Source organism: Streptomyces sp. NPDC052036 (genome assembly GCF_040680495.1).
Taxonomy (GTDB): Bacteria; Actinomycetota; Actinomycetes; order Streptomycetales; family Streptomycetaceae; genus Streptomyces.
In genome coordinates this window covers 142,509-154,486 of record NZ_JBFAWW010000018.1, presented here as the reverse complement: position 1 = coordinate 154,486, position 11,978 = coordinate 142,509, and the positions used below count along the sequence as shown (strand labels likewise).

General features: G+C 71.2%; 9 protein-coding genes and 1 pseudogene. 3 read left to right on the top strand and 7 right to left on the bottom strand.

Annotation, left to right across the window (positions count from 1 at the left end):
• The first annotated feature begins 12 nt into the window (after positions 1-12).
• The gene (locus AB0L95_RS24615; protein ID WP_365164571.1) at positions 13-1,464 is read left to right on the top strand and encodes a hypothetical protein; all 1,452 of its coding nucleotides are present in this window, start codon (positions 13-15) and stop codon (positions 1,462-1,464) included.
• Between the two features lie 87 nt (positions 1,465-1,551).
• Here AB0L95_RS24615 and AB0L95_RS24610 read toward each other — a convergent pair whose 3' ends face one another.
• The 4 genes from AB0L95_RS24610 to AB0L95_RS24595 all read right to left on the bottom strand — a co-directional run bounded on the left by AB0L95_RS24610 (position 1,552) and on the right by AB0L95_RS24595 (position 7,342).
• Positions 1,552-3,213, bottom strand: coding sequence for a glycosyltransferase family 2 protein (locus AB0L95_RS24610; RefSeq protein WP_365164499.1), 1,662 nt, complete (start codon positions 3,211-3,213; stop codon positions 1,552-1,554).
• Positions 3,210-5,444 (bottom strand): CDP-glycerol glycerophosphotransferase family protein, encoded by a 2,235-nt coding sequence (locus tag AB0L95_RS24605; RefSeq protein WP_365164497.1) that lies wholly within the window; start codon positions 5,442-5,444, stop codon positions 3,210-3,212. The genes AB0L95_RS24610 and AB0L95_RS24605 overlap by 4 nt, the downstream gene beginning before the upstream one ends.
• Before the next feature lie 139 nt (positions 5,445-5,583).
• Positions 5,584-6,435, bottom strand: a complete 852-nt coding sequence (locus AB0L95_RS24600; RefSeq protein ID WP_365164495.1) for an ABC transporter ATP-binding protein — start codon at positions 6,433-6,435, stop codon at positions 5,584-5,586.
• A complete protein-coding gene (locus AB0L95_RS24595; protein ID WP_365164493.1) occupies positions 6,428-7,342 on the bottom strand; it encodes an ABC transporter permease in 915 nt (304 codons plus the stop codon). Before AB0L95_RS24595 ends, AB0L95_RS24600 begins: the two co-directional genes overlap by 8 nt.
• A gap of 246 nt (positions 7,343-7,588) precedes the next feature.
• On the opposite strand from AB0L95_RS24595, the gene AB0L95_RS24590 reads away from it, so the two are divergent.
• On the top strand, positions 7,589-8,215 hold the full coding sequence (locus AB0L95_RS24590; protein ID WP_365164491.1) for a TetR/AcrR family transcriptional regulator: 627 nt from the start codon (positions 7,589-7,591) through the stop codon (positions 8,213-8,215).
• A gap of 460 nt (positions 8,216-8,675) precedes the next feature.
• Here AB0L95_RS24590 and AB0L95_RS24585 read toward each other — a convergent pair whose 3' ends face one another.
• Positions 8,676-9,317: an ADP-ribosylglycohydrolase family protein gene (locus AB0L95_RS24585; RefSeq protein ID WP_365164488.1), complete on the bottom strand. Its 642-nt coding sequence runs from the start codon at positions 9,315-9,317 to the stop codon at positions 8,676-8,678.
• On the bottom strand, positions 9,314-9,919 hold the full coding sequence (locus AB0L95_RS24580; RefSeq protein ID WP_365164486.1) for a TetR/AcrR family transcriptional regulator: 606 nt from the start codon (positions 9,917-9,919) through the stop codon (positions 9,314-9,316). The genes AB0L95_RS24585 and AB0L95_RS24580 overlap by 4 nt, the downstream gene beginning before the upstream one ends.
• A 100-nt stretch (positions 9,920-10,019) precedes the next feature.
• On the opposite strand from AB0L95_RS24580, the pseudogene AB0L95_RS24575 reads away from it, so the two are divergent.
• A pseudogene (locus tag AB0L95_RS24575) lies at positions 10,020-10,966 on the top strand (oxidoreductase).
• A gap of 5 nt (positions 10,967-10,971) precedes the next feature.
• Here AB0L95_RS24575 and galE read toward each other — a convergent pair.
• Positions 10,972-11,952 (bottom strand): UDP-glucose 4-epimerase GalE, encoded by a 981-nt coding sequence (gene galE, locus AB0L95_RS24570; RefSeq protein ID WP_365164484.1) that lies wholly within the window; start codon positions 11,950-11,952, stop codon positions 10,972-10,974.
• Positions 11,953-11,978: the final 26 nt, after the last annotated feature.

Genomic DNA, 11,978 nt, shown 5'->3' with positions numbered 1-11,978 from the left:
GGCGCCGCGGGCATGGCGCTGTGGGCGGTCATGGCGCTGTTCGTCGTCCTGATGCTGCTCGTGATCGTGCGGCTGCCCTGGGCGGGCGACCTCGGGATGCACGCGGCGACCGTGGAACGCCTGCGGCACCGCCTCACGGATCCCGGCAACCCGCTGGTCGACGAGAACACACCGAGCCCGTACTACTCGCCGTGGACCGTCTTCCTCGGCGTGATCGCCCGACTCACCGGGCTGTCCGTCTGGGTCGTGCTGCGGATCGGCGCGCTGATCAGCCTGACGCTGCTGGTGACGGGCGTGTGGCGGTACGTCCGGGCGCTGACCGCCCACCGTCTCGCGCCGCCGCTCGCCCTGCTGTGCGTGGTGCTGCTGTGGGGCACCGAGGTGTTCAACTGGAGCGGTTTCCTCGGACTCAACTCCCTGGCGCTGACGATCGCTTACCCCAGCGTGTTCGCGCTGGGGCTCGTCTTCCACTTCTGGGCCCTGGCGACCCGGGCGCTGAAGGGGGAGCCCGCGGGGTGGACCGTCTTCCTGGGGCTCGGTGCGCTGTGGGCGGTGATACTGCTCAGCCACCAGTTCACCGGCGTGGTGGCGACACTGGGCGCGCTCGCGACGGTGATCGGTGCGCGCGCCGGCCGCCGGACCTGGCTGCGGCTCGGGGCGGGGATCCTGCTCGGCGTGGCGATCCTCGCGCTCTGGCCCTACTACGACTTCTTCGCACTGTTCCAGGTGAGCGGTCTGGAGGCCATCCACCGGCCGCTGTACGAGCACCTGTTCACGCGGTTCTGCCTGGTGCTGGTCGGGGTGGCGGCGCTCGCTCTGCGGGCCAGGCGTGATCTGCGGGACCCGCTCGTGGTGTTCTTCCTGCTCGGCGTGCTGATGTTCGCGGCGGGCGGGCTGACCGGGCACTACTCCTGGGGGCGGGCGCTGCCTGCCGTGCTGATCCCGGCGCAGCTCGCGGCGGCCGTGGAGGTGGCCGGCGCGGCGCGCGGCACGCTGCGGACGGCGGGGGCGTGGGTGCTGGCGGCGGCGCTCGCGATCGGCGCGTGGACACAGGTGCAGACCGTCGGATACGTGGTGGGGCGCAGCGCCCTGCCCGCGGCGGTCGCGGCCAAGTACCGGACGCCGTGGGTGGGGTACCACTGGATCACCCCGTGGGTGCGGTACGGGGACGTGGTGATGGTGCCGATGTATCCCGCGCGGCAGATCCCGGCGTACGGGGCGTACACCGTGGCGCCCGGGTATCCCGACTTCTTCCTGCCGGACGAGGCGAAGCGGGAGGCCGCAGTGCGGACGTACTTCGCGAAGGGCTCGTCGCGCAGCGCGCGGCTGGGTGTCCTGCGGTCGTACGGCGTGCGCTGGGTGGTGCAGCGGCCGAAGGACGGCGGACTGCCGTCCGGGGACGGCGCGTTGAAGCGGGTGGCCTCGGGGCCGGGCGGCCAGGTGCTGTACCGGGTGGTGCGCTGACGAGGCCGGAACAGAGGGAACACGATGGGGCGGACCGTTCGGTCCGCCCCATCGCCGTCAGCGCAGAACGCTGCGGACCAGCCGTGGTCAGCGCAGAACGCTGCGGACCAGCCGTGCCGCCTCGCGCACCCGCGGCCCCGCCACCCGGCGGACCACCGGGCCCACTCGGGCGGTGAGCCCCACCGGGCGCCACCGGACCTGGAGACGGCCGGCCCCGCGGCCCTCCGGCTCCACCGTCATCTCGTGCGGCAGCGTGCCCACCTGATGTGCCGTGAGCGCCGGGAAGGACAGCGGGGCCAGCAGAACGCCCGAGTTGGACAGGCCCTGCTGGTTCAGACGCAGCACCGGGTGGCGGATGCCCTCGAAGCCCTGCACCGGCAGCTGTGCCGCCCCGAGGTCCACGCGGACCTGCCCCTCGAAGACACCGGGACGGACCGGGTCCAGACGGAACGCCGTCACCAGCTGGCGCCGGCCGGGCGTGACCACGACGCTCGCCCGCTGCGGTCCCACGGGCAGCCGCAGACCGGGATCGTAGGTCCGGATCGACAGGTCCACCGAGGCACCCGGACCCGGCGTCACGGACGTGATCTCATGGCGGAACTGCGCGCTGGAGAAGGGCCGGTACTCCAGCTCCAGATCGGTGATGTCGAGTTCCTGGCGCGCCCAGGCGGAGGACGGGACCTGCCCGCCCCAGTAGGTGGCGCCCGAGTCGTCCGTCACCGTCTCCCGGGGGGCGACCCCGTGGCCCAGCCCCCGCGCCGCCGGCTGCGCCTCCGCCAGTCGACGGTCGCGCACCAGCTGGATCACCACCCGCTCCAGGCGCGGCAGCCGCGCGTACGCGGCGGGATCCAGCGTCTCCAGATACGGCGTCACCAGGTCCGCGAACCCGGCCAGCCACTCCTCGTCGCGGTACGGCAGGTCACCCGCGTACATCCGGAAGTCGTGCTTGAGGAACTTGTAGTCCTTGTCCGCCCGGAGGGACTCATGGCCGCTCTCGGTCAGGAACGCGTCGATCAGCGTCTGCACGTGGATACGGTCGCGGACGTTGGAGAGCTTGTGCCGCTGGTTGGAGATCGACGCCGCCTCCGCCGCCACATAGGGGGCTATGTACCAGCGGTAGACCGTCTGCGGGATGATCGTGAACGCGCGTGCCAGGCAGTACGACTGCGCCGAGAACAGCTGGTCCTCGTAGTGGATCCCCTCGGGGAAGCGCAGATCGTGCCGGTCCAGGAACTCCCGCCGGTACATCTTGCTCGTCGACAGGTGCTCGAAGAGCAGACCGGGCTCGGACTCGATGCCCTCGACCGTACGTCGCTCGGCGACCAGGTGCGGCATCCAGGTGGAGCGCTGACCGGTGTCGATACGGATGCGCTCGACCGCGCCCATGGCGAAGTCGATGTCACGCTCGCGGTGCGCGTTCAGCAGCAACTCGACCGCGTCCTCGGGCAGTTCGTCGTCGCTGTCCAGGAACATCAGGAATGGTGCCCGGGCGATGTCGATGGCCCGGTTGCGCGGGGCGCTGCAGCCGCCGCTGTTCTCGGGCAGGCGCAGATAGCGCACCCGCTCGTCCTGGGCTTCGAGGCGGCGCGCCACCGACGGGGTGTCGTCCGTCGAGTGGTCGTCGCTGATGATCACCTCGATGTTCGGGTACGTCTGCCGCAGCAGCGAGGCCACGGCGCGCGGCAGGCGTTCCGCGTCGTTGTAGACGATGACCGTGATCGTCACATCGGGGGTACGTGTCGTCGTCACGCCGTCGCCTCCTCGGGGGTCGGGGCCGGGGTCCGTTCGTCCACCGGGACCACGGGCGGCAGCGACTCCTCGCTCTCGCCCAGGAAGACCCGGCGCACCACCCGCTCGGCCGCCCGGCCGTCGTCGAACTCGCAGAACCTGCGCCGGAAGGCGGTCAGCGCCTTGCCCGCGGCCTCGTCGCGCCATGCGTCCGTCTCGAAGAGGGCCGCCAGCTCCTCCTGGGTGCGGGCCACCTGGCCCGGCGCCTCGGCCATCAGGTCGAAGTAGACGCCGCGGGTCTTCGCGTACGTCTCCCAGTCGTCGGCGTAGATCACGATCGGGCGGCCCAGGTTGGCGTAGTCGAACATGATGGACGAGTAGTCCGTGACCAGGGCGTCCGCCGCCAGGCAGAGGTCCTCGACCGGGTCGTACGACGAGACGTCGATCACCCGGCCCGAGCGGCGCAGTCCGGCCAGCGGGGAGGCCGCGCCGCCGTAGAAGTAGTGGCCGCGGACCAGCAGGACCGTGTCCTCGCCGAGCCGCTCGGCGAGGGAGGCGAGGTCCAGGCGCGGCGTCCAGCCCGCTTCGTAGTCGCGGTGGGTGGGGGCGTACAGGACGGCCCGGCGGCCCGGGGCTATGCCCAGGCGCTCGCGTATCGCGCGGACGTCCTCGGCCGTGGCCGAGTAGAAGACGTCGTTACGGGGATAGCCGTGGTCCAGCGAGGTGTAGTGCGAGGGGTAGGCGCGCTCCCACATCCGGGTCGAGTGGCTGTTCGCGGAGACGCTGTAGTCCCATTTGTCTATGCGGGCCAGCAGGGCGTCGAAGTCCAGGCCCTTGGCGGCGGCCGGGTAGTCCACCTGGTCCAGGCCCATGCGCTTGAGCGGGGTGCCGTGGTGGGTCTGCACATGGACGGCGTCCGGGCGCTTGACCACCGCGTTGGGGAAGTTGACGTTGTTGACCAGGTACTTGGCCCTCGCCATCACGTCCCAGTAGCGGCGTGTGCCGGGGATGATGTGGTCGGTGCCCGGCGGCAGCAGCGCCGCCTTGCTCCGGGAGACCACCCACACCGGGTGGATGTGGGGGGCGAGTTCGGTGAGCTTCGCGGCGATGGCGGCAGGGTTGCAGGCCACGCCCCGGTCCCAGTACGCCGAGAACACGGCCAGGTGGGGGTCGACGGGCTCGCTCAGGGCGCGGCGGTAGCGGTGGTCGCGCAGCTTCGCGCCGACCTGCCGCTTGCCCGAGACGACCACCGACCGCACCTCGCGGCGCTTCTGGTTGGCGGCCTGGAAGACGCGGTACTTCGTGTACGCGTTCTCCTCCAGGAAGGCGTGGCGGACCCCCTCGAAGCCGGCCGGGCGCTGGTGGTGCTCCGGCCGCCACCGCACGGCGGCCTGGGAGGCACGGGCGAAGAACTCCCGCGCCTCGGCCTCCGGCATCCCGCTGCGGCTGAAGACACGCAGCAGATCGCGGACCATCAGGTCGTACAGGACCGCCCGGGGTCCCTCGGGCGCGCTGCGCCCGGCGAGCAGCCGGTGCAGCCGCTCGTACCGCTCCAGGGCCTGGTAGCGCTGTGCGGGGGTCACCGGAGGCAGGCTCTGCTCGCGCAGCTCCCGCACCTCGTAGGCCACCTCGTCGAGCGCGGCGATCTGCTCGGCGTGCAGCAGCACGGCGAGGGCGGTGTACGTCTCGTCGTCGCCGAACTCGGCGTCGGCCAGGTCGTCACGGACGGCCTGGGAGCGCCAGAAGTCCGCGCGGATCACCCGGTTGCCCAGGACCGGGGCCGGCCAGAGCAGCTGCGGGAAGTCGGCGAGCGGGGCGGCGTGGCGGCCGGTGCGGGCCAGGAACTTGCCGTCCCCGCTGGACGCGGCGGTGGTCTGCCAGGTGGAGCGGACGTGGTTGACGACCAGGATGTCCGCCGAGTCCGCCAGTTCGGCGGTGCGGTCGGCGACCGCCCGCAGGGCGCCGGCGGGCAGCCCGTCCTTGGCGTGCACGAAGTGCAGCCAGCGGCCGGTGGCCCGGGCGGCGCCGGCCTCCCGGGCGGCGCCGTCGCTCGTGCCTTCCGGCAGCGGCAGCACCACCATCCTGGGGTCGTGGGCCGCGCGCTGCCCGGCTTGTTTCTCGGCCCATTCGCCCACGGTCGCGACGATCACCTCGGCCCCGGTGAAGGGCTGGGCGGTGAGGGAGTCCAGGAGTTCTCCCAGGTGGCCCTGGGGATCCGGACCGTGGACGATGACGCTCAGCCCTGGTTGCACGTGGTCTCCTCGCTCTTCAGGCGCCCACGGCGGCACTGCTGCTGGTGAAACAACATGTATAAGGCGTATACGAGTCAGGTAAGAGGCATGTACGAGACATGAACAACCGCTGTCGTGTGCGCCTCGTTGGGGAAAGATGCTATTTCGCGGCCGCCGGTTCCTTCTGCTGCGGCTTCGGCGCCGGGGCGCCCTTCTGCTTGTCGGCGCCGCCCGTGAACGCCTCGTAGGCCTCCAGGACCTCCTCGGTCGGGCCGTCCATGCGCAGCACGCCGCGCTCCAGCCACAGCACCCGGTCGCAGGTGTCGCGGATCGACTTGTTGTTGTGGCTGACCAGGAAGACCGTACCGGCGTGCTGGCGCAGCTCCCGGATGCGTTCCTCGGACCGCCTCTGGAAGGAGCGGTCACCGGTGGCGAGGGCCTCGTCGATCAGGAGCACGTCGTGGTCCTTGGCGGCGGCGATGGAGAAGCGCAGCCGGGCGGCCATGCCGGAGGAGTAGGTCCGCATGGGCAGTGTGATGAAGTCGCCCTTCTCGTTGATGCCGGAGAAGTCGACGATGTCCTGGTAGCGCTCCTTGACCTGCTCCCGGGACATGCCCATGGCGAGGCCGCCGAGGTAGACGTTGCGCTCGCCGGTGAGGTCGTTCATCAGGGCCGCGTTCACACCGAGAAGAGAGGGCTGGCCGTTGGTGTAGATCCGGCCGTTCTCGACGGGCAGCAGTCCGGCGACGGCCTTGAGCAGGGTCGACTTGCCGGAGCCGTTGGTGCCGATCAGGCCGATGGCCTCGCCCTTGTACGCGGTGAAGGACACGTTCTTGACGGCGTGCACCCGGCGCACGCCCGCGGCCTGCTCCGCCTGCTTGCGGCGCACGATGCGGTTGAGCGCGGCGGTCGCGGTGCCGCGGCCGGCCCCCGTGCCGTTGACGCGGTAGACGATGTCGACGCCGTCGCAGATGACGGTCGGGATGAGCTGGTCGCTGATCGGGTTAGCCACGGCCGTAGGTCTCCTCAGCCTTCCAGAAGTAGATGAAGCCTCCGACACCGGCGAGCAGGGCCCAGCCTGTCGCCGCCGCCCAGACGTGCGGGGGCAGCTGGTGCGCGTGGAAGCTGTCGATCAGCGCGTAGCGCATGAGGTCGATGTAGACGGCGGCCGGGTTGGTCTTCAGGGCGACGATCAGCACGTGCGGCAGATGGTCGCTCTTGGTGAGCTTGTCGATGCTCCACATGACGCCCGACAGGTACATCCAGGTCCGCAGGATGAACGGCATCAGCTGCGCGACGTCCGGTGTCTTCGCACCCATCCGAGCCATGATCATCGACACGCCTGCGTTGAACGTGAACTGCAGGGCGAGCGCCGGGATCGCCAGCAGCCAGGAGGCGGCGACCGGCACGCCGAAGCAGAGCAGGATGATGATCAGCGCGGCCATCGAGAACAGCAGCTGCTGGAGCTGCTGGAGGCAGAAGGAGATGGGCAGCGCGGCGCGCGGGAAGTGCAGCGCCCGGACGAGCCCCAGGTTCCCGGAGATCGCGCGGGTGCCCGCCATGATCGAGCTCTGGGTGAAGGTCCAGATGAACACGCCGGTGACCAGGAACGGGATGTAGTCCGGGACGCCGCGCTTGTTGTTCATCAGCACGCCGAAGATGAAGTAGTACACCGCCGCGTTCAGCAGGGGCGTCATGACCTGCCAGACCTGGCCGAGCTTCGCCTGGCTGTACTGGGAGGTCAGCTTGGCCGTGGCGAACGACGTGATGAAGTGGCGGCGCGCCCACAGCCGGCGGACGTACTCGGGCAGGGAGGGACGGGCACCGCTGACCGCGAGGCCGTACCGGGCGGCGAGCTGCGCCGGGGTCTCGGCCGCTTCGGCTGCCGTGGGGGGCGGTGTGTGGAGTACCTGGCTCACATCCGCTGCTTTCGCTCGGGGGGTCGGTTGCGCGAACCGGTCGCAGTCTTCCGCCGTATTGCCCCTTCTGGCGGCAATGCCCGGCTTTTCTCACCTTTCTTGCCGGAGTCTTGCTCTTTTGCTGCTCTTGGGGCTTTGGACTACTGCTCTTTACGTCGGGACGGGACCGTATCGTCGCAACGCGAGCGTAAGGCGTTCTGGCGTCGGAACGCAACCGTTTCGTCGTCACGCTCTATGCTGGTCCGTATGACCACGAACGCCGACACTCCCCAGGTGCAACGGCGCCGCAGGGCGCCCGCGGGTGCGGCCGTGCTGCGCGAGGACGTGACGGAGGCCATTCGCCTGGCCGTCTTCGAGGAGCTGGCGGCCGCCGGCTACGCCCGGATGTCCATCGAGGGCATCGCGCGCCGGGCGGGGGTCGGCAAGACGGCGGTGTACCGCCGGTGGCGCTCCAAGCTGCACCTGGTCCTCGACCTGGTCTCGGCGGTCGCGGTCCAGGGCCTGCCGGCCCCCGACACCGGATCCCTGGAGGGGGATCTGCGCCTGCTCTACGAGGTGACGTCACGCGCCCTGCGTCACCCGGTGGCCGGGCAGATCATCCCGGACCTCCAGGCGGAGGCGGCCCGTAACCCCGAGATCGCGGACGCCATGCAGAAGGCGCTGCGGGAGGGCCAGCAGAGCGTGGCGAGCGGCATCGTCGCGTCGGCCGCCGCCCGCGGCGAGATCAGCGAGGACATCGACGAGGACCTCGCCCTGGACCTGATCTCCGGACCGCTGTACTGGCGCGCGGTGGTGGTACGGGGTCCGAAGCTGCCGAAGGGCTATCTGGCGGGGTTGGCCCGGGCCACCGCGGGGGCGTTGAAGGCGTTGTGAGAGCGGCCTGAAGCGCATGTGCGCTCGGGTGGATACCCGTCATCGGTCTTGATCGCCGGCATCGGTGTGCCCGGCGCGCCCCCGAGGCGTGCCTGAGCGCACCGATGCGGCGCGTACACCGACGAGCGGGGGAGCGGGCGGCCGTGCGGATGGAACGACACCAGGTGGGGGAGGCCGCCCTCGCGGCGGCCCGTGAGGACTTCGCCGACAGGATCGGCTCGCTGGCCCGCTCGATGTCCAGGGCCGGCCGGATGACCACGTACGAGTGGTGGGGGATCGCCGAGGAGTTCCTCGACTGTCTGGGCGCGCTCTCGGTGCAGACCCCCGACCTGGCCACCCCGGAGGCGCGGGCGGTCCTCGCGGACGCCGCCGAGGCGGCCGCGGGAGCGGTGGCGTACGCCGCGTACCACCCGCACGCCTCCTTCCATGTCTTCCTCGAATACGCCGGCTTCGGGATGAGCTACGACCGCGGGTCCGACGCGCCCCCGGAGTCCGTCGGCCTGGACCGGTGGATCGACGCCTTCCCCCTGGCCTCCACCCCCGGCCCGGCCAGGGCGCTGAGTTGGGGCGTGCGCAGGGTGCGGTCGCCGAAGCCCGGCAGGGGTACGTGGAGCGGTTCCGTCCACCGCTCGGGGAGGGCGTCCGGGCCGTACACCGCGCCGGCCAGGCCGCCGGTCACCGCGGCGACCGTGTCCGTGTCGCCGCCGAGGTCGACGGCGGCGCGTACGGCGTCTTCGTACGACGTCGTGGTCCGCAGCGCCCAGACGGCGGAGCCGAGGCAGGGCCAGATTGCCCCGTTGCTCCGTCGCCCGGTCCGGATGCCAGTCGGGGGCCAGGACGGCCGCGAAGCGGGCGCGATGGCCGGGGTGCACGGCCGCGAGAGTCTCCGGGAGCGCGGCGAGGGGGTCCTCTGTGTGTCGTCGGTCGCCTCGCCGGGGTCCCAGCCGCCGCCCCCGCACATCTCGCCGCCGTGGCCCGGCCGGGGAAAGCGGGCCGAGAACGCGCCCTCGGGTCCGAACTCGAAGGGTGCGCCCAGCGCGTCACCGACGGTCGAGCCGAGGACGGTGGCGATCGCCCGCCGGGTGGGGCTCGGGCGCGTCATGCGCTCTCCTCCGGAGCGCAGCCCCGGAGGATGTACGCGACCAGTTCGTCCAGGTCCTGTGTGCACACGTCCGGCGGCAGGGAGTCGCTCGCCGCGAGGGTGGCGTAGCCGTGCAGGGTGGAGAAGACCCCGATGCCCACGCGCTCCGGGGAGCCCTCGCGCACTTCGCCGCGACGCTGCGCGTCGACGATGAGGCCCGTCATCTCCTCGGTCCACCGCTGGGCCGCGGCGCTCAGCTCCTCGGACGCCTCGGGGGTGTGCTTGATCGAGTACATGAGGTCCAGCAGCTCCGCGTTGGCGGTGGCGAAGTCCACGTAGGCACGCGCCCCCGCTCTCAGGCGTTCGGCGAAGGACCTGCCCGTCTCCTGCAGCGCCGTCGTCATCGACCCCGCGAGCCGGTCGAAGCCGACCAGTGCGAGCGCGTCCAGCAGTGCCTGTTTGTCCTTGAAGTGGCGGCTCGGCGCCGCGTGGCTCACGCCGAGGTCGCGCGCGAGTTCGCGGAGGGACAGTGCGGCCGGTCCCTTCTCTCGGAGCGTCTCCTCGGCGCGGGTCAGCAGCGCGGCGCGGAGGTCTCCGTGGTGGTAACGGCGTCGAGTGTGCATGCAGATCAGTGTAGCCGGGATGTGGGCGACGCCTACTTTGTTGGCGGTGGCACTATTGTTGTCGTTGACATCATTGTTGGCGACGCCTACTTTTGCCTGTATGCCCACGACTCAGAGCAAGAAGCAGACCAAATGGAACGCCGGTGACATCGCCGACCAGACCGGCCGCACCATCGTCGTCACCGGCGCCAACAGCGGTATAGGCCTCGCCGCCGTCGACGCCCTCGCCCGGGCCGGTGCCCGCGTGGTGCTCGCTGTCCGCGACCCGAGGCGCGGCGAGGCGGCCGCCGCCACCGTGCGCGGCGCGAAGGGACACCTCGAGGTGCGCCGTCTCGATCTGGCCGACCTGGCGTCCGTGCGCGAGTTCGCGGACGGGTGGCGAGGTGACATCGACGTGCTCGTCAACAACGCCGGTGTCATGAACGTCCCGGAGGGCAGCACCAAAGACGGCTTCGAGACCCAGTTCGGCACCAACCATCTGGGTCACTTCGCCCTGACGAACCTGCTGCTGCCGTACGTCAGGGACCGCGTGGTCACCGTGTCGTCGGGCATGCACCGGTATCCCGGCGCGCGCATCCACTTCGAGAACCTGAACCTGACCGGCGAGTACACCCCGATGGCGGCCTACGCGCAGTCCAAGCTGGCCAACCTGCTGTTCACCCTGGAGCTGCAGCGCCGCCTGACCGAGGCCGGCTCGCGCGTACGGGCCCTGGCCCCGCGCACCCGGGCTGGGCCTCTACCAACCTCCAGGGCCATGACGCCAACGCCCTGCGGCGGGTCGCGATGCAGGTCGGCAACCGCCTGTTCGCCCAGGACGACAAGGGGGGCGCGCTGCCGACCCTGTACGCCGCGACCCAGGATCTGCCCGGTGTGAGCTACGTCGGCCCCGACGGCATGAGTGAGATGCGCGGCGCCCCGACCCTGGTCGGCCGCTCGCACGCGGCCAGTGCCCCGGACGTGGCCCGGCGCCTGTGGACGGTGTCCGAGGAGCTGACGGGCGTCACGTTTCCGCAGCTCCCCGAACTCTCGCCGACCGTGGAGGCCTGAGCGTCCTACCGCCGCGCCGCCCCCGGATGCCTGCGGACCCAGCCCTCCCAGGCGGACGCGATCATGTCCTCGACGTCGTGCTTCGCCGTCCAGCCCAGTCGTTCGGCCGCGCGGTCGGCCGAGGCGACGACGCGGGCTGGGTCGCCGGGGCGGCGGGCGGTGACGGTCGGCGGGGTGTCGTAGCCCGTGATCGCGTTGATGCGGTCGATCATCTCGCGCACCGACACGCCTTCCCCGCGGCCGATGTTGAGGGTGAGGTCCGTGCCGGGGGCGGCCCGGAGCGCGCGAGCCGCGGCCACATGGGCCTCCGCGAGGTCGACCACATGGATGTAGTCGCGGACGCCGGTGCCGTCGGGGGTCGCGTAGTCGTCACCGAAGATGCGCGGTGCCGCGTTCTGCGTCAGCCGCTCGAAGACCATGGGGACGAGGTTGAAGACGCCGATGTCGGCGAGCTCCGGGGCCGCCGCGCCCGCCACGTTGAAGTAACGCAGGGACGCCGTCGCGAGTCCCGTGGCGCGGTTCGTCGCGCGGACCAGCCACTCGCCGGCCAGCTTCGTCTCGCCGTACGGCGACATCGGGACGCACGGCGTGTCCTCCGTCACCAGATCGACGTCCGGCATGCCGTACACCGCGGCGGAGGAGGAGAACACGAAAGAGGGAACCCCGAACTCCGTCACCGCCTCCAGCAGGACCCGCAGGCCCTCCACGTTCTCGCGGTAGTAGTGCAGCGGCAGCTCGACCGACTCGCCCACCTGTTTCTTCGCCGCGAGGTGCACCACCCCGCTCACCGCGTGCTCCGCCAGCGTGCGGCGCAGCAGTTCGCCGTCCAGCGTGGAGCCCACCACCAGCGGCACCTCCGCGGGCAGGCGTTCGGCGATGCCCGTGGACAGGTCGTCGTACACCACGGCGCGTTCGCCCGCCGCGGTCATCGCGCGGACGACGTGCGCCCCGATGTAACCGGCGCCGCCGGTGATCAGCCAAGTCATGTCCGGCCGTCTCCTCGTCAGTTGGC

Excerpts from the sequence above, each read along its gene's own strand:
- AB0L95_RS24615 (WP_365164571.1), top strand. The coding sequence starts at position 13 with ATGGCGCTGTGGGCGGTCATGGCGCTGTTCGTCGTCCTGATGCTGCTC.
- AB0L95_RS24590 (WP_365164491.1), top strand. The coding sequence starts at position 7,589 with ATGACCACGAACGCCGACACTCCCCAGGTGCAACGGCGCCGCAGGGCG.
- AB0L95_RS24585 (WP_365164488.1), bottom strand. The coding sequence starts at position 9,317 with ATGACGCGCCCGAGCCCCACCCGGCGGGCGATCGCCACCGTCCTCGGC.
- AB0L95_RS24580 (WP_365164486.1), bottom strand. The coding sequence starts at position 9,919 with ATGCACACTCGACGCCGTTACCACCACGGAGACCTCCGCGCCGCGCTG.
- galE (WP_365164484.1), bottom strand. The coding sequence starts at position 11,952 with ATGACTTGGCTGATCACCGGCGGCGCCGGTTACATCGGGGCGCACGTC.